Source organism: Rhodobacter capsulatus (assembly GCF_052363185.1).
In the GTDB taxonomy this organism is placed as follows: Bacteria; Pseudomonadota; Alphaproteobacteria; order Rhodobacterales; family Rhodobacteraceae; genus Rhodobacter; species Rhodobacter capsulatus_E.
Map to the genome: position 1 here is coordinate 1 of NZ_CP198955.1, position 16,444 is coordinate 16,444.

Sequence of the window (16,444 nt, forward strand, 5' to 3'; positions counted from 1 at the left end):
GCAAAGGGGCGACAGATTCGATTTGGGCAAAGTGGGCGTCAAGCGCGAAGTTCGGTTGCAGAAGCCCTCGCCGCCTTGCTAGCGTCACGGGGCGATTCACGTCGTCTTGGGGGACAAGACGCATCCGAAAGGTCGAAGCGGGGCCCTGTGCTGCCGTAACATAAGAAGCCGTGAGCTTCGATCTGGGGATGTGATCCGTTTCAAATGGGAGCCGTTGCTCCGGTTTGGCAGGTGATGCCGCCACCGGTTTTGCCGGGGGTTCGGCATGTCTTCATTTCCCGATTCTGCCGCAAGGCGGGACCGATGTGACGGGTAACCAGTGCCGGTATGCAACGCGGATGGAAAAAGACATGACGAACGAACTCTGGGGGCAGGTGTGCAATGAACTTCAACGGACCGTTGGCCGGACCAATTTCAACACCTGGATTGCGCCCCTTCAGCTGATCGAGCTGGCGGACGGCATCGTCTCTTTCGAAGCGCCGACGCGATTCATGTGCGACTGGGTGTCGCGCAATTACGGCGAGCCGATTCTGCGTGAGCTGCGCAAGACCGGCCTGCCGGTCGAACGCGTCGCGATCCGCGTGCCCGAGGGCCGCCCCATGGCCGCCCCCGAAAGCCGTCCCGCGGCCGAAAAGGCCCCGGTCGCGCCGCGCAGGCCGCAGCGGATGCACGACGAACAGGAGCTTCCCGCCGCGCCGCTCGACGCCCGTTTCACCTTCGACAGCTTCGTTGTCGGCAAGCCGAACGAGCTGGCCCATGCCGCCGCGCGCCGCGTGGCCGAGGGCGGTCCGGTGACCTTCAACCCGCTGTTCCTTTATGGCGGCGTCGGGCTGGGCAAGACCCACCTGATGCATGCGATCGCGCATGAGCTGCAAAACCAGCATGGCGAGCTGCGGGTTCTGTATCTTTCGGCCGAGCAGTTCATGTATCGCTTCGTGCAGGCTTTGCGCGACCGGCAGATCATGGATTTCAAGGAGCTGTTCCGCTCGGTCGACGTGCTGATGGTCGATGACGTGCAGTTCATCGCGGGCAAGGACAGCACGCAGGAAGAATTCTTCCATACGTTCAATGCTTTGGTCGATCAGGGCAAGCAGATCGTGATTTCCGCCGACCGCGCGCCGGGCGAGATCAAGGATCTGGAGGAGCGGATCAAGAGCCGGTTGCAATGCGGTCTGGTCGTCGATCTGCATCCGACCGATTACGAATTGCGTCTGGGCATCCTGCAGACCAAGACCGAAATCCATGCCGCCCGCAACCCGGGGCTTCTGGTGGCGCCGGGTGTGCTGGAATTTCTGGCGCATCGGATCACCACGAACGTGCGCGTGCTGGAAGGCGCGCTGACGCGGCTTTTCGCCTTTGCCTCGCTGGTCGGGCGGGAGATCACGCTGGATCTGGCGCAGGAATGTCTGGCCGATATCCTGCGCGCCTCGGATCGGCGCGTGACGATCGAGGAGATCCAGCGCAAGGTGGCCGAACATTACAATGTCCGGCTGTCGGACATGATCGGGCCGAAGCGGCTGCGCACCATTGCCCGGCCGCGGCAGGTGGCGATGTATCTGTCGAAACATCTGACCACCCGCTCGCTGCCCGACATCGGGCGGCGCTTTGGCGGGCGCGATCACACGACGATCATGCATGGCATCCGCAAGATCGACGAGCTGATGGCGACCGATCGGCAACTGGCCGAGGATATCGGGCTGCTGAAGCGGCTGATGGAATCCTGAAACCCTTGACGCCCCGCGCAAAGCGGCGGAATGTCCGGAAAAATCTTGTTCCGGCGCGGCGGCATGTTACCTTGCCGCCCCCGGGAACCGGCGAGGAATGGATATGAAGATCAGCATCGAACGCGCCGCCCTTCTCAAGGCGGTGTCTCAGGCCCAGTCGGTTGTGGAGCGGCGCAACACCATTCCGATCCTGGCGAATGTGCTGATCGAGGCCGAGGGTTCGACCGTTTCCTTCCGCGCCACCGACCTTGACATCGAGGTGGTGGACAAGGCCCCGGCGCAGGTCGAACGCGCGGGGGCGACGACGGTTTCCGCGGTGATGCTGCATGAGATCGTACGCAAGCTGCCCGATGGCGCGCTGGTGCAGCTGTCGGATGATGCGGCGGCGGGGCGGCTGTCGGTCATGGCCGGGCGGTCAAGCTTCAACCTGGCGACCTTGCCGCGCGAAGATTTCCCGGTGATGGCCTCGTCGGAATACAGCGCGAATTTCTCGGCCAAGGCGGGCGTGCTGAAGCGGCTCTTCGACAAGTCGAAATTCGCCATCTCGACCGAGGAGACGCGCTATTACCTGAACGGCGTCTATATGCATGTGGCGACCGGCGAAGACGGCCCTGCCCTGCGCTGCGTCGCGACCGACGGGCACCGGCTGGCGCGGATCGACGCGGTGCTGCCCGAAGGCGCCAACGGCATGCCGGGCGTGATCGTGCCGCGCAAGACGGTGAACGAGCTGCGCAAGCTGCTCGATGATGACGAGGCGCAGATTGCGGTTTCGGTCAGCGAAACCAAGGTGCGCTTTGCCACGCCGGAAATCACGCTGACCTCGAAGGTGATCGACGGCACTTTCCCCGATTACACCCGCGTCATTCCGATGGGGAACACCCGGCGGCTGGAGGTCGACGCGGCGGAATTTGCGAAGGCGGTGGACCGGGTGGCCACGGTGTCTTCGGAACGCTCGCGCGCGGTGAAGCTGAGCCTGGACGAAGACCGGCTGGTGCTCTCAGTCAATGCCCCCGATGCGGGCGCGGCCGAGGAAGAGCTGGCCGTGGCCTATGGCGACGAGCGGCTGGAGATCGGCTTCAACGCGAAATATCTGCTGGAGATCGCCTCTCAGGTGGACCGCGAGAATGCGGTGTTCCTGTTCAACTCCTCGGGCGATCCGACGCTGATGCGCGAGGGCAATGACACTTCGGCGGTCTATGTCGTGATGCCGATGCGCGTGTGACCGGGCGCGCAAGGGCGTATTTGGACCAAGAAGAAACGGGGCTGCGATGCTGCGGGATCTGACGCTTTTGCAGTTCCGCTCGCATCGGCGCGCGGTTCTGGCGGTGGATGCCCGGCCGGTGGCGCTTTACGGGCCGAACGGGGCGGGCAAGACTTCGGTGCTGGAGGCAGTGTCGCTTTTGTCCCCCGGGCGGGGGCTGCGCCGCGCCTCGGCCGAGGAATTGATCCGGCGGCAGGAGCAGGTCGGCTGGAAGATCCGCGCGACGCTGTCGGATTACGAGATCGAGACCTCGGCCCTGCCCGGATCCTCGCGCGAGGTGCTGATTGACGACAAGGCCGCCGCGCAGGTGGCTTTGGGGCGGCTGTTGCGGGTGCTGTGGCTGGTGCCCGCGATGGATCGGCTCTGGATCGAGGCGGCCGAGGGGCGGCGGCGGTTTCTGGACCGGATGACGCTGTCGTTCTTTCCGACCCATGCCGAAGCCGTGCTGGCCTATGAAAAGGCGATGCGCGAGCGCAACCGGCTGTTGAAGGACGAGATCCGGGATGCGGCCTGGTATGGCGCGCTGGAGGCCCGGATGGCCGAGGCAGGCGCCCTGATGACCGCGCATCGGCGGCAGGCTTTGGCGCAGATTGCGACGGCGCAGGCGGGGGCGGCGACGGCCTTTCCGGCGGCCGATCTGGGCCTGACGGCCGAGGGGCCGGAGGATCTGGCCGCGGCGCTGGCCGAGGGGCGACGGCGCGACATGGCCGCCGGGCGGACGCTTGAAGGCCCGCATCGGGTCGATCTGACGGCTGTTTATGCCGAAAAGGCGATCCCGGCCGATCAATGCTCGACCGGCGAGCAAAAGGCGCTTCTGATTTCGCTGCTGCTCGCCAATGCCCGGGCGCTTGCCGGGGAAAACACCGTGCTGCTTCTGGATGAGGTTGCGGCACATCTGGATGCCGGGCGTCGGGCGGCGCTTTATGATGAAATCTGCGCCCTGCCCGCGCAGGTGCTGATGACCGGCACCGGGGCCGAGCTTTTCGACGCCCTTGGCGACCGCGGGCGGTATTGGCAGGTGACCGAGGTCGCGGGAACCTCGGAACTGGTGGAAAGCCACCCCTGAACCGCTGAATATTGTGGCCAAGGCGTGACATTGCCTGCCCGAAACTCTATAAGTCCGCAACGATCAGCAGGATAGGCGCGGATGACCGAAACCCCGAAGAACAAAGCCGAATATGGCGCGGAGTCGATCAAGGTCCTGAAGGGCCTCGAAGCGGTGCGCAAACGCCCCGGCATGTATATCGGCGACACCGACGACGGCTCGGGCCTGCATCACATGGTCTATGAGGTTGTCGACAACGGCATCGACGAGGCCCTGGCGGGCCATGCGAATTATGTGGCGGTGAAGATCCACGCCGACAGCTCGGTTTCGGTGCGCGACAACGGCCGCGGCATCCCGGTAGACATCCACCCCGAAGAAGGCGTCTCGGCGGCCGAGGTCATCATGACCCAGCTGCATGCGGGCGGCAAATTCAACAACACCGATGACAGCGGCAATGCCTACAAGGTTTCGGGCGGCTTGCACGGCGTCGGTGTGTCGGTGGTGAACGCGCTCTCCGATTGGCTGGAACTCAAGGTCTGGCGCAATGACAAGGTCTATTTCGCCCGGTTCGAGAAGGGCGATTGCGTCGAACATGTGCGCGAAATCGGCGATGCCCCCGGCGAAAAGGGCACCGAGGTCCGGTTCATGGCCTCCTCCAAGACCAATGATCCCGAGGGGACCTTCTCGAACCTCGATTTCAGCTTCAAGACGCTGGAGACCCGGCTGCGGGAACTGGCCTTCCTGAACTCGGGCGTGCGGATCATTCTGGAAGACGAACGCCCCGCCGAACCGCTGCGCAGCGAGTTGCATTACGAAGGCGGCGTGCGCGAATTCGTCAAATATCTCGACCGCTCGAAAACCGCGGTGATGCCCGATCCGATCTACATGGTCGGCGAAGTCCGCGGTATCGGCGTCGAAGTGGCGATGTGGTGGAACGACAGCTACCACGAGACCGTGCTGCCCTTCACCAACAACATTCCGCAGCGCGACGGCGGCACCCATCTTGCGGGCTTCCGCGGTGCGCTGACCCGCACGATCACCAAATACGCGCAAGACAGCGGCATCGCGAAACGCGAAAAAGTCGATTTCACCGGCGATGATGCCCGCGAAGGGCTGACCTGCGTTTTGTCGGTCAAGGTTCCCGATCCGAAATTCTCCAGCCAGACCAAGGACAAGCTTGTCTCCTCGGAGGTCCGTCCGGCGGTCGAGAATCTGGTGAACGAAAAGCTCGCGGAATGGTTCGAGGAACATCCGACCGAGGCGAAGGGGATCGTCGGCAAGATCATCGAAGCCGCACTGGCCCGCGAAGCCGCGCGCAAGGCCCGCGAACTGACCCGGCGCAAGACCGCGATGGATGTGGCCAGCCTGCCCGGCAAGCTGGCCGATTGTCAGGAAAAGGACCCGGCGCTGAGCGAGGTTTTCCTGGTCGAAGGGGATTCGGCCGGTGGCTCGGCCAAGCAGGGGCGCGAGCGGAAAAATCAGGCCGTGCTGCCCTTGCGGGGCAAGATCCTGAACGTGGAACGGGCGCGGTTCGACCGGATGCTGTCCTCGGACCAGATCGGCACGCTGATCACCGCGCTGGGCACCGGGATTGGCCGCGACGAGTTCAACATCGCCAAGCTGCGCTATCACAAGATCGTCATCATGACCGATGCCGACGTGGACGGCGCCCATATCCGCACGCTGCTGCTGACCTTCTTCTTCCGGCAGATGCCGGAGCTGATCGAGCACGGCTATCTCTATATTGCCCAGCCGCCGCTTTACAAAGTTGCCCGCGGCAAGTCCGAGGTTTACCTGAAGGATCAGGCCGCCTTGGAAGATTACCTTGTGCATCAAGGGGTTGAGGGGGCGATTCTGCGGCTGGGCGACGGCACCGACATCATCGGCGCCGATCTGACGCGGCTGGTCGAGGAAGCCCGGCAGGTGCGCCGCATCCTGCAGGCCTTCCCGACGCATTATCCGCAACGCATCCTGGAACAGGCGGCGATTGCCGGGGCGCTGCTGCCCGGCCGGATCGACGCCGATGCGCAGGGCGTGGCCGACGAGCTTTCGGCGCGGCTTGACCTGATCGCTCTGGAATATGAACGCGGCTGGATGGGGCGACCTACGCAGGACCACGGGCTGCGGATGTCGCGCATCCTGCGTGGTGTCGAAGAGGTGCGCACGCTGGACGGCCCGGTGCTGCGCTCGGGCGAGGCGCGGCGGCTGTCGCACTTCACCACCAGCCTGCAGGAAAGCTACCGCACCCCGGCCCGGCTGATCCGCAAGGACCGCGAGCAGTTCATCCATGGTCCGCTTGATCTGCTGAATGCGATCCTGCAGGAGGGCGAAAAGGGCCTGACGCTGCAGCGCTACAAGGGGCTCGGCGAGATGAACCCGGAACAGCTGTGGGAAACCACGCTCGATCCCGCGGCGCGGACGCTGTTGCAGGTGCGGGTCGATGACGTGGCCGAGGCCGAGGACATCTTCTCGAAACTGATGGGCGATGTGGTGGAACCGCGGCGCGAATTCATCCAGCAAAACGCGCTGAGCGTGGAAAACCTCGATTTCTGAGGCCCGCTTGGGCCGCGACGGAAGGGGAAGAGCATGAGCGAAAGCGACGGGACCAGCCCTGCCGAGACGCTGGCTGGCGGCCATCGGCCCGATCCCGCGGACCCGCGGCTGTTGCGCGATGCGCTGGGGCGCTTTGCCACCGGGGTGGCACTGGTCACCGCCCGCGACGCCGATGACGGCAGTCCGATCGCCATCGTGATCAATTCCTTCGCCTCGGTCTCGCTCGATCCGCCGCTGGTGCTGTGGTCGGTCGCCCGCAGCTCGATGCGGCATCGCCATTTCACCGCCGCCCCGGCCTTTGCCATTCATGTGCTGGCCGAGGGGCAACGGGATCTGACCTCCCGGTTTTCGCGCTCGGGCCCCGGGTTCGAGGGGCTGGCCCTTGCCCGCAACGGGGAGGGCGTGCCGGTGCTGCCCGAGGCGCTCGCCCGATTCGATTGCGTGACCGAAGCGCAGCACGAGGGCGGCGATCACACCATCCTTCTGGGCCGCGTCACCCGCTTCGATCTTGCCCGCACCGGCCTGCCGCTGTGTTTCTTCGGCGGCGGTTTCGGGGGCTTCACGCCGCAGATCTGAGGGGGAACAGCCAATGATTGCTTGGGATTTTATCCGTTAAGCCGGCTTTAAGCGGCCTTTGCTACCTCTGGTTCCGGGTGAAATAGAGGTGGTGGGATATGGGCGCACACGATGGTGTCGCACCAGTCATCATCAAGCGCAAGAAGGTCGTCGGCGACGGCGGACACCACGGTGGGGCGTGGAAAGTTGCTTATGCCGACTTCGTCACAGCCATGATGGCCTTCTTTCTGCTGATGTGGCTGCTGAACGCGACAACGGAAAAGCAACGCAAGGGGATTGCGGATTATTTCAATCCGACGATTCCGATCAACCGGATTTCGGGCGGCGGCGAAGGCGCTTTTGGTGGCGATTCCGTCTTTTCCGAAGACAAGGTGGCGCAGAACGGCACCGGGGCTTCGGGGCAGGCGCCGACCGAGGAACGCCAGGCCCGCGGTGACAGCGGCATGGTCAAGCAGGAACAGAAGCCCGATCAGGCCGAATTCGACCGCATGGCCAAGGAAATCGAAAAGGCGCTTTCGGCAAGCTCCGGCGAATCGATGGTCAGCGAACAGCTGGCCCGGCATATCGTCACCAAGGTGACGGACGAAGGGCTGATCGTCGAATTCTTCGATCTCGAGAACGAGCCGCTTTTCGTGCCCGATACCGCCGAGCCCGAGCCGATTCTGGGCGAAATCGCGGGCATGCTGGTGCGGGTCTTCGGCCTGACGAAGAACAGTGTCGCGATCAACGGCCACACGCGGTCCTATCCCTCGATGCTGCGCACGAATCCGGTCTGGGACCTGTCCTCGGAACGGGCGCAACGGATGCGGGTCCTGATGGAAACGGCGGGATTCGACGCCACGCGGCTGCAGCGCGTCTCGGGCTTTGCCGATCGCAAACCGGCCGTCGAAGCGCGGATGTCGGTGCGCAACAACCGGCTTGAGCTGATCTTGCTGCGCAACGGGGTTTGATCCGGGGGGGCTGATCCGGAGGGGTCTGATCCGGGCGAAGAAGAAATCCGCGGCATTTTATGCGTTAGGCCGATCTTAACGGCGACTGCCGCAAGGTGGACTTCGACCGAGGGACACAGCAGCAGAAAGGCGCTTACATGTCCATTTCTTCTTCGCTCAACGCGGGTGTGGCGGGCCTTGCCGCCAACGCGACGCGCTTGGCAACGATTTCCGACAACATCGCCAACTCCGGCACCTATGGCTACAAGCGGGCGACGGCGGATTTCGAAAGCATGGTGCTGACGCAGGCGCGCAGTTCCGGGACCTATTCGGCCGGTGGCGTGCGCGCCTCTTCGGGGCGCCTGATCGACCAGCGCGGCTCGCTCGTCTCGACCTCGAACGCCATGGATATCGCGATTTCGGGCCGGGGCTTCCTGCCGGTGGCGACCACTGCCTCGCTCGCCAACGGCCTTGGCGATCAACCGCTGACCATGACCTCGACCGGGTCCTTCCACACCGACAAGGACGGCGTGCTGCGGACCGATTCGGGGCTTGTTCTGCTGGGCTGGGCGGCGCTCGCCGATGGCACGATCCCGGTCAATGCGCGTGACACGGTCACCGGCCTTCAGCCGGTCGTGATCAACGCCAACCAGACCGCGGGCGACCCGACGACGGCGATGAACTGGGGCATCAACCTGCCCGCCAGCGAAACCGCGGACACTGCGGGCGGGGAAACGCTGACCTCGTCGATCGAATATTTCGGCAACCTCGGCAATTCGAACACGCTGCAGGTCGCCTTCACGCCGACGATCCCGGCGGCGGGCGATCCGGACTCGAACCAGTGGACGATGACGATCACCGATTCGGCGACCACCACCGACCCCTATGGTCTCGGCGTCGGAGTCGTCGGGCAATATACGCTCGACTTCGACAATACCGGCACGAATGGCGGCACGCTGAGCAACGTCACCACCATCCAGGGCCCGGCTTGGGATTCGACCGAGGGCACGCTCAACTTCACCGACGCCTCGGGCTTCGCCCTTGCCGACGGTCTGCAGGACATCACCATCACCATCGGCAAACAGGGCGACACCAACGGTCTGACCCAGCTTGCCAGCGATTTCGCCCCGACCTCGATCAACAAGGACGGCTCGCCGGTGGGCAACCTGACCTCGGTCGAAATCGACGAAAACGGGTTCATCAAGGCGACCTACGACACCGGCTTCATCCGCACCGTCTATCAGGTGCCGCTGGTTGACGTGTCGAACATCAACGGGCTGAACGCGCTCGACAACCAGACCTTCCAGGTCTCCTCGACCTCGGGGTCGTTCTATCTGTGGGACGCCGGTGACGGCCCGACCGGTGCCGTCGAAGGCTATGCCCGCGAAGGCTCCGCCGTCGATGTGGCGCAGGAACTGACCAACCTGATCCAGACCCAACGCGCCTATTCGTCGAATGCGAAGGTGATCCAGACCGTCGACGAGATGCTGCAGGAGACGACGAACATCAAGCGCTGAGCCTGATGATCGCACAAGGAGGAGATGACCCATGAGCATCGCTAGTGCCTTCAACTTCGCCCTGTCGGGGCTGACGGCATCGTCCCGGATGGCCGAGGTCGTCTCTTCCAACATCGCCAATGCGATGACCGACGGCTATGCGCGGCGCGAACTGTCGATCGCCTCGCAGACGCTGGGGGGAACCGGGGGGGGCGTGCGCATCCTCGGCGTCAACCGCGTGGTGAACCAGGTGGTGACGCAGGACCGGCTGCTGGCGAATGCCGCAGCAGCGAACACAACCGCCAAGAGCGATTTCTACAGCCGTCTGGAGACGCAGATCGGCGATCCGGAAGCCGTCGGGTCGCTGTCCGCCACGATGTCGGATTTCGAAAGCGCCCTGCTCACCGCCGCGAGCATGCCCGACAGCACGGCCCGGCTGACGGCGGCCGTCGGGGCGGCGTCGACGGTGGCCGACAAGCTCAACAGCGTGTCCCGGGACCTGCAGGCGACGCGGCTGACCGCCGACAAGTCGATCGCCAGGCAAGTTCGGACGCTGAACGAAACCCTGGTGCAGCTGCAGGAGCTGAACCGGACGATCACCACGCAGATCTCGATCGGCAACGATGCCGCCGGTCTGATGGACGAACGTCAGTCCCTGGTGAACCAGATTTCGGAAATCGTTCCCGTGCGGGTGGTGCAGCGCGACAACAATCAGATTGCGCTGTTCACGACCGGCGGCGCCATCTTGCTGGACGGATCCGCCAGCGAAATCGGATTCGATGGCGCAGGTGTGATGGCGGCGCATCTGACTCTGGATTCGGGCGCGCTGTCGGGGCTCACGATCAATGGCTATCCCGTATCCACCGCAGATGACGGGCCGCTTGGCGGCGGCACGCTGGGGGCCGCCTTCGCCATCCGCGACGAGCTTGCCCCGGAAGCGCAAAGTCAGCTTGACGCTTTCGCCCGCGATCTGATGACCCGGTTCGAAGATCCGACGGTCGACAGCACGCTGAGCGCGGGCGATCCGGGCCTGTTCACCGATAGCGGCGCCGTCTTCGACGCCGCGAACGAAGTCGGGCTTGCGGGACGGCTGCAGCTGAACGCGCTGGTCGATCCCGAGCAGGGCGGGGCGGTCTGGCATCTGCGCGACGGGCTGATGGCGGGCGCGCCGGGCGCGGTCAGCGATGCCACGATCCTGAACGCGCTTTCCGGTGCCCTGACCAAGGAAGCGGCGCCCGCTTCGGGGAATTACGGAGCGACGCTGCGCACGGCCTCGGGGCTGGCGGCCGATCTGCTGTCCTTTGCCTCCTCCGGCCGGCAATCCGCCGCCCTGAGCCAAAGCTATGCCACCGCCCGGCAGGAAACCCTGACCGAAATGGCGCTCGCCGACGGGGTCGACACCGACTACGAAATGCAAAGCCTTCTTGTCGTCGAGAAGGCCTATGCCGCGAATGCGAAGGTCATTCAGACGATCGACGCCATGCTGCAGGAACTCCTGGATATCTGACATGAAATACATCTCCGTCGGTGACATGTCGCAGACCTATCTGATGCGACGTCACAATGTGCAGCTGAAGACAACGATGTCCCGCCTCTCGGAAGAGCTAGTCACCGGCATCAGTCAGGATCTCGGCACCAAGGTCGGCGGTGATTTCACCGCCCTTGCGGGGATCAACCGGTCCTTGGCGCGCGCGGAGGCCTACAAACAGGTCGCGACGGAAACCGATCTTCTGGCCGGCACGCAGCAAGACGCGCTGGAAACGATTCAGGGGCACGCCAAGGCCATCGGCACCACGCTCATCTCGGCGTCTTTCACCGCCTCCCCGATCATGGTCGATTCCGGCGCGCAAAACGCGGCGGAGCGGTTCGAGGCGATCATCGACGCGCTCAATGTCAATGTTGCCGGTCGCTATGCCTTTTCGGGCACGACGACCGATACCAAGCCGGTCGCCTCGGCAGATGCCATCATGACCGAACTCGAAACACTGGTGAGCGGCATGACCGTCGCGGCCGACATCATCGCCGCGGTCGATGACTGGTTCGAGGCCGACCCGGGCGGGGGCGGCTTCCTCGATCTGTCCTATCTGGGCAGCGCCACCAGCCTGGCGCCGGTGCGTTTGTCCGAAACCGACACGACGCAACTGACCATCACCGCCGCCGATGCGACGCTTCGCGACACCTTGAAAGGCTTCGCCCTTGGCACGCTCCTCGACCGCAATCTGGTGCCCGCGGACGACAGCACCCGTTCGCTGCTGATCCGTGCCGCGGGCGAACGCATCGCCTCGGCCGAGGGCGAAATCACCACCCTGCGCTCCGGTCTGGGCACGGCCGAAGCGATCATTGCGGATGCGCAGACCCGCAATTCCGCGCAGCAGACCTCGCTTGAGATTGCCCGCAAGGAACTGATCGGCGTGGATGACTACACGGCCGCGACCGCCCTTGAAGCGGCGCAGTCGCAGATGGAAACGCTTTACACCCTGACGTCGCGCCTGACGCAACTCTCCTTGACGGATTATCTGTGATGAAACTCGCGGCCTTCCTGCTGATGCTTCTGCTGCCGACGCTTTGCGTTGCCGCCCCGATCCGGATCAAGGATCTTGTCGAGTTCGATGGCGTGCGGGGCAACGACCTCGTGGGATACGGTCTCGTGGTCGGTTTGAACGGAACCGGCGACGGCATCCGCAACTCTCCCTTCACCGAAGAAATCATGGCCAATATCCTGGAACGGCTCGGCGTTAACGTTACCGGCGAGCAATTCCGGCCGAAGAACGTGGCAGCGGTGATGGTGACCGCCTCGCTGCCGCCCTTTGCCCGGGCCGGGGGGAAGATCGACGTCTCGGTTTCCGCGATCGGCGATGCCAAGAGCCTGCTCGGCGGGACGCTGATCATGACGCCCCTCAACGCGGCGGATGGCGAGATCTATGCCGTGGCGCAGGGCGCGGTGATCGCGGGCGGTGTCTCGGCCCAGGGGCAGGCAGCCTCGGTCGTGCAGGGGGTGCCGACCTCGGGCACGATCCCCTCGGGCGCCCATGTCGAACGCGAAATCGGCTTCAAGCTCGACAGCCTTTCGGATGTCCGTCTGGCGCTGCGCACGCCGGATTTCACCACGGCGGCGCGGATCGAAAAGGCGATCAACCGGGAATTCGGCGCCCGCATCGCGGCGATGGAGGATTCGGGCACCGTCTCGGTCAGCATCGCCAATGCCAGGATGCGCTCGGCGGCCCATGTGCTCGAACGGCTGGAAAACCTGACGGTCGAACCCGAACAACGCGCCCGGGTGGTGGTGGATCAGCGCTCCGGCACGATCGTGATGGGCGAGGACGTGCGCATTTCCCGCGTGGCGGTCAGCCAGGGCAACCTGACGCTGCGGGTGCAGGAAGCCCCGATCGCGGTGCAGCCCAACCCCTTCGCCCGCGGCGAAACGGTCGTCGTGCCGCGCACCGAGGCCTCGATCCAGGAAGATTCGGGGCTGAAAATGGCCGAGGTTGGCGAAACCAGTTCGCTTTCGGATGTCGTCGCCGGGCTGAATGCGCTCGGGGTCAGTCCGCGCGACATGATCGACATTCTGAAGAGCATCAATGCCGCCGGGGCGCTGCATGCCGAATTTCTGGTGAACTGAGCCTCCCGGCACAGGATCATGCCGTCCCGGACGCGCCGCGTCCGGGCGGCTTTCGCACTTATTCCCGTCATCCCGATATTTTGCATTTGACGTTTCAACCCTGTGATTGAACTCTCTGCGCAGCGGCAAGACCGCCTGCGGCCTTGGCCGTCGCGGCTCACATGGCTCCGGATCGGCGCCGTGACGAAGGCCGGGCCCTTGCCGCGGATCGCCGCAGGACGGAGGTTGCCCGCATGACCCTGTGTTCGCTGCCACTCATCGCCGCGTTTCTTGGCGCCTGTGCCGCGCCGGAGCCGATTGCAACCGGCTATGTCGAGGGCGAACATGTGATGATCGCCCCGGTTTCCGTGGCCGAAGTCGCCCGCCTGTCGGTCGCGCGCGGGCAGAGGGTGCGGGCGGGCGCACCGCTCGCCACGCAGGAAGACCGCGATGCGCGGATCGCCGTCGATCAGGCGACCGCCACCCTGGGCCCAGGCGGAAAGCCAGCTGGAAAACCTGCGTCAGGGCAAGCGACCCGAAGAAATCCGCGTCATCGAGGCCGCACTGGCCTCGGCACGGGCTCAGGCGACCGAAATCCGAGCGAACGGCCCTGCGGCTTGCGGCGCTGGAAGCCCGGGGCGCGGCGAGTTCGGCGCAGCGCGCGGATGCGCAAACCGCGCTGACCGTGGCGCAGGCGAAAGTGGCCGAGATCGAGGCCAATCTGGCCGTGGCTGGCCTGCCCGCCCGCAAGGCCGAGATCACCGCCGCCGAAGCCGCCGTCCGCGCCGGTCGCGCCGGGCTTGAACAGGCGCAATGGGTGCTGGACAAGCGCCGCCTGACCGCCCCGGTCGACGGGGTGATCTCGGATCTGTTGCGGCGGCCGGGGGAGATCTCGGGGCCGACGGCGCCGATCCTGACGATGCTGCCCGATCATGCGGTGAAACTGCGGCTGTATCTGCCTGAATCGCGGCTGGCGCAGGTGCACACCGGCACAAGGCTGCAGGTGCATTGCGACGCCTGCGCCCCGGGTCTGACGGCGACGGTGTCCTATGTCGCCGACGGGCCGGAATTCACCCCGCCGGTGATCTATTCGCTGCAAAGCCGACAGAAACTGGTGTTCATGGTCGAGGCCCGGCCAGAGGACGCGACCGCCCTCAAACCCGGGCAGATCGTCGATGTGACCCTGGCCGAGGCGACGCGATGACCGCTCCCGCCATCGCCGTGACCGATCTGACGAAGCGTTTCGGCAAGCGGGTGGTGGTGGATCAGGTGTCGATCACGGTGCAACCGGGGGAAATCGTCGGCTTTCTGGGCCCGAACGGATCAGGCAAGACGACGACGATCCGGATGATGTGCGGCTTGCTGACACCAGATGCGGGCGAGGGCCGTGTTCTGGGCCACGACATCTTGCGGAACCAGACCGCGATCAAACGCGAGGTCGGCTACATGACCCAGCGCTTCAGCTTCTACGAAGACCTGACCATCGCGGAAAATCTGGGCTTCGTCGCCGGTGTCTATGGCCTGCCCGCCAGCGCCGTCCCCGACACTTTGGAGGATCTCGGCCTGACCAGCCGCCGCGCGCAGCTGGCCGGATCGCTTTCGGGCGGCTGGAAGCAGCGGCTCGCGCTGGCCGCCTGCCTGATGCACCGCCCGAAACTGCTGATGCTGGACGAGCCCACCGCGGGCGTTGACCCGAAAGCGCGGCGGGACTTCTGGGATGAAATCCACGCCCGCGCCGCCACCGGCCTGACCGTCCTCGTCTCCACCCATTACATGGACGAGGCGGAACGCTGCCACCGCATCAACTACATTTCCTACGGCAAGCTGATTTCGCAAGGCACGGTGGCCGAGGTGATCGCCGCCGCCGGTCTGGTCACGCTGATCCTGCGCGGCGGCCGCACCGCCGAGGCGCAAGCGCAATTGACCGGCCGCCCGGGCGTCGATCAGGTCGCCCATTGGGGCGCCGACCTGCATGTGATCGGCCGCGACGGTGCCGCCCTGCACCGGGCCGCTTCCGAGGTTGCGACAGCCACCGGGGCCCAGGTGATCGCGGCCGAGACCAGCCTTGAAGACGTATTCATCCAGCTCATGGGCGCATCACGGGACAACATGGCATGACCCGTTTCCTGTCTTTCCGCCGCCTCTTCACCATCATCCGCAAGGAAGCGCTGCAGATGCGCCGCGACCGGATCACCTTTGCGATGATGCTGGGCGTGCCCTTGATGCAATTGATGCTTTTCGGCTTTGCGATCAACAACGACCCCAAGGGCCTGCCCGCCGCCCTCGTCGCACCCGCACAGGATCGCTATTCCCGGGCGCTGGTTTCCGCGCTGGAACTGACCGGCTATTACCGCTTCACCCATCCGCAGGTCACCGCGACCGAGGCCGAACGGCTGATCGCCACCGGGCAGGTCAGTTTCGTCGTCACCGTGCCCTCGGATTTCGGCCGCAAGGTCATTCGCGGCGAGCATCCGCAGATCTTGATCGAGGCCGACGCGACCGACCCGGCCGTGGCCTCGGGCGCCATCGGCACCCTTGGCACGGTCGCCGCACAGGCGCTTTTGCGCGAAAGCGGCACCGAGGCCGAGGCGGCGGCCAGCGCGGCGCAAAAGCTCGAGGTCGTCGTGCACCGCCGCTACAACCCCGAGGGCATCACGCAATACAACATCGTCCCCGGGCTTCTGGGGGTGATCTTGCAGATGACGATGGTGATGATGACCGCGATGGCCCTGACCCGCGAGATCGAACGGGGGACGATGGAAAACCTGCTTTCGATGCCGGTCACGCCGATCGAGGTGATGCTGGGCAAGGTGCTGCCCTTTTTCATCGTCGGCGCGGTGCAGGTGAGCGTGGTGCTGACGGCGGCCAGAACGATCTTCGGCGTGCCCTTTGTCGGCAGCCTTTGGCTTTTGATGCTGGGCGTGCTTGTTTTCGTGATGGCGCTGGTGGTGCTGGGCTATGTCTTTTCGACGCTTGCCCGCACGCAGATGCAGGCGATGCAGTTGACCTTCTTTTACTTCCTGCCGTCGATCCTGCTGTCGGGCTTCATGTTCCCGTTTCGCGGCATGCCGACCTGGGCGCAGTGGATCGGCGAAACGCTTCCCCTCACGCATTTCCTGCGCCTGATCCGCGGGGTGATGCTGAAAGGGGCGACTTTGGCCGATATCGCGCAGCCGCTTTTGACGCTGACCGGCTTTGCCGTCTTCTTTTCGCTTCTGGCGCTCAGCCGGTTTCGCCAGACGCTCGATTGAAAAGGGCCGCT

14 protein-coding genes are annotated in these 16,444 nt (G+C 64.8%); all 14 read left to right on the forward strand.

The features are described 5' to 3' along the window. Nucleotides 1-350 precede the first annotated feature (350 nt). The 14 genes from dnaA (at nucleotide 351) to ACTTAG_RS00070 (ending at nucleotide 16,433) form a co-directional block, all read left to right on the forward strand. Nucleotides 351-1,724, forward strand: a complete 1,374-nt coding sequence (gene dnaA, locus ACTTAG_RS00005; RefSeq protein WP_444463601.1) for a chromosomal replication initiator protein DnaA — start codon at nucleotides 351-353, stop codon at nucleotides 1,722-1,724. A gap of 103 nt (nucleotides 1,725-1,827) precedes the next feature. After that, entirely contained in the window at nucleotides 1,828-2,946 is a 1,119-nt protein-coding gene (gene dnaN, locus ACTTAG_RS00010) for a DNA polymerase III subunit beta (protein ID WP_444463602.1), read from the forward strand. Between the two features lie 46 nt (nucleotides 2,947-2,992). Further along, nucleotides 2,993-4,051 carry a DNA replication/repair protein RecF gene (gene recF, locus ACTTAG_RS00015; RefSeq protein ID WP_444463603.1) on the forward strand — a complete coding sequence of 353 codons (1,059 nt, stop codon included), beginning with the start codon at nucleotides 2,993-2,995 and terminating at the stop codon, nucleotides 4,049-4,051. Nucleotides 4,052-4,132: 81 nt separating this feature from the next. After that, nucleotides 4,133-6,583 carry a DNA topoisomerase (ATP-hydrolyzing) subunit B gene (gyrB, locus tag ACTTAG_RS00020; protein ID WP_444463604.1) on the forward strand — a complete coding sequence of 817 codons (2,451 nt, stop codon included), beginning with the start codon at nucleotides 4,133-4,135 and terminating at the stop codon, nucleotides 6,581-6,583. 33 nt (nucleotides 6,584-6,616) lie between these two features. Beyond that, nucleotides 6,617-7,159, forward strand: a complete 543-nt coding sequence (locus ACTTAG_RS00025) for a flavin reductase family protein (protein WP_444463605.1) — start codon at nucleotides 6,617-6,619, stop codon at nucleotides 7,157-7,159. A gap of 98 nt (nucleotides 7,160-7,257) precedes the next feature. Beyond that, complete coding sequence (locus tag ACTTAG_RS00030) at nucleotides 7,258-8,109, forward strand: flagellar motor protein MotB (RefSeq protein WP_444463606.1); 852 nt, start codon at nucleotides 7,258-7,260, stop codon at nucleotides 8,107-8,109. Nucleotides 8,110-8,246: 137 nt separating this feature from the next. Then, nucleotides 8,247-9,605 carry a flagellar hook protein FlgE gene (locus tag ACTTAG_RS00035; protein ID WP_444463607.1) on the forward strand — a complete coding sequence of 453 codons (1,359 nt, stop codon included), beginning with the start codon at nucleotides 8,247-8,249 and terminating at the stop codon, nucleotides 9,603-9,605. A gap of 31 nt (nucleotides 9,606-9,636) precedes the next feature. Continuing rightward, nucleotides 9,637-11,091 carry a flagellar hook-associated protein FlgK gene (gene flgK / locus ACTTAG_RS00040; protein ID WP_444463608.1) on the forward strand — a complete coding sequence of 485 codons (1,455 nt, stop codon included), beginning with the start codon at nucleotides 9,637-9,639 and terminating at the stop codon, nucleotides 11,089-11,091. A gap of 1 nt (nucleotide 11,092) precedes the next feature. After that, nucleotides 11,093-12,106 carry a flagellin gene (locus ACTTAG_RS00045; protein ID WP_444463609.1) on the forward strand — a complete coding sequence of 338 codons (1,014 nt, stop codon included), beginning with the start codon at nucleotides 11,093-11,095 and terminating at the stop codon, nucleotides 12,104-12,106. After that, complete coding sequence (locus tag ACTTAG_RS00050; protein ID WP_444463610.1) at nucleotides 12,106-13,203, forward strand: flagellar basal body P-ring protein FlgI; 1,098 nt, start codon at nucleotides 12,106-12,108, stop codon at nucleotides 13,201-13,203. The genes ACTTAG_RS00045 and ACTTAG_RS00050 overlap by 1 nt, the downstream gene beginning before the upstream one ends. 233 nt (nucleotides 13,204-13,436) lie before the next feature. Next, nucleotides 13,437-13,865, forward strand: a complete 429-nt coding sequence (locus ACTTAG_RS00055; protein ID WP_444463611.1) for a hypothetical protein — start codon at nucleotides 13,437-13,439, stop codon at nucleotides 13,863-13,865. A gap of 2 nt (nucleotides 13,866-13,867) precedes the next feature. Further along, nucleotides 13,868-14,386 (forward strand): HlyD family secretion protein, encoded by a 519-nt coding sequence (locus tag ACTTAG_RS00060; protein ID WP_444463612.1) that lies wholly within the window; start codon nucleotides 13,868-13,870, stop codon nucleotides 14,384-14,386. Further along, complete coding sequence (locus ACTTAG_RS00065; RefSeq protein ID WP_444463613.1) at nucleotides 14,383-15,300, forward strand: ABC transporter ATP-binding protein; 918 nt, start codon at nucleotides 14,383-14,385, stop codon at nucleotides 15,298-15,300. Before ACTTAG_RS00060 ends, ACTTAG_RS00065 begins: the two co-directional genes overlap by 4 nt. Further along, nucleotides 15,297-16,433 carry an ABC transporter permease gene (locus tag ACTTAG_RS00070; protein WP_444463614.1) on the forward strand — a complete coding sequence of 379 codons (1,137 nt, stop codon included), beginning with the start codon at nucleotides 15,297-15,299 and terminating at the stop codon, nucleotides 16,431-16,433. Before ACTTAG_RS00065 ends, ACTTAG_RS00070 begins: the two co-directional genes overlap by 4 nt. The last annotated feature ends 11 nt before the right edge of the window (nucleotides 16,434-16,444 follow it).

Excerpts from the sequence above, each read along its gene's own strand:
- dnaN (WP_444463602.1), top strand. The coding sequence starts at position 1,828 with ATGAAGATCAGCATCGAACGCGCCGCCCTTCTCAAGGCGGTGTCTCAG.
- flgK (WP_444463608.1), top strand. The coding sequence starts at position 9,637 with ATGAGCATCGCTAGTGCCTTCAACTTCGCCCTGTCGGGGCTGACGGCA.
- ACTTAG_RS00035 (WP_444463607.1), top strand. The coding sequence starts at position 8,247 with ATGTCCATTTCTTCTTCGCTCAACGCGGGTGTGGCGGGCCTTGCCGCC.
- ACTTAG_RS00030 (WP_444463606.1), top strand. The coding sequence starts at position 7,258 with ATGGGCGCACACGATGGTGTCGCACCAGTCATCATCAAGCGCAAGAAG.
- ACTTAG_RS00070 (WP_444463614.1), top strand. The coding sequence starts at position 15,297 with ATGACCCGTTTCCTGTCTTTCCGCCGCCTCTTCACCATCATCCGCAAG.
- ACTTAG_RS00025 (WP_444463605.1), top strand. The coding sequence starts at position 6,617 with ATGAGCGAAAGCGACGGGACCAGCCCTGCCGAGACGCTGGCTGGCGGC.
- recF (WP_444463603.1), top strand. The coding sequence starts at position 2,993 with ATGCTGCGGGATCTGACGCTTTTGCAGTTCCGCTCGCATCGGCGCGCG.
- ACTTAG_RS00045 (WP_444463609.1), top strand. The coding sequence starts at position 11,093 with ATGAAATACATCTCCGTCGGTGACATGTCGCAGACCTATCTGATGCGA.
- gyrB (WP_444463604.1), top strand. The coding sequence starts at position 4,133 with ATGACCGAAACCCCGAAGAACAAAGCCGAATATGGCGCGGAGTCGATC.
- ACTTAG_RS00050 (WP_444463610.1), top strand. The coding sequence starts at position 12,106 with ATGAAACTCGCGGCCTTCCTGCTGATGCTTCTGCTGCCGACGCTTTGC.
- ACTTAG_RS00065 (WP_444463613.1), top strand. The coding sequence starts at position 14,383 with ATGACCGCTCCCGCCATCGCCGTGACCGATCTGACGAAGCGTTTCGGC.
- dnaA (WP_444463601.1), top strand. The coding sequence starts at position 351 with ATGACGAACGAACTCTGGGGGCAGGTGTGCAATGAACTTCAACGGACC.
- ACTTAG_RS00055 (WP_444463611.1), top strand. The coding sequence starts at position 13,437 with ATGACCCTGTGTTCGCTGCCACTCATCGCCGCGTTTCTTGGCGCCTGT.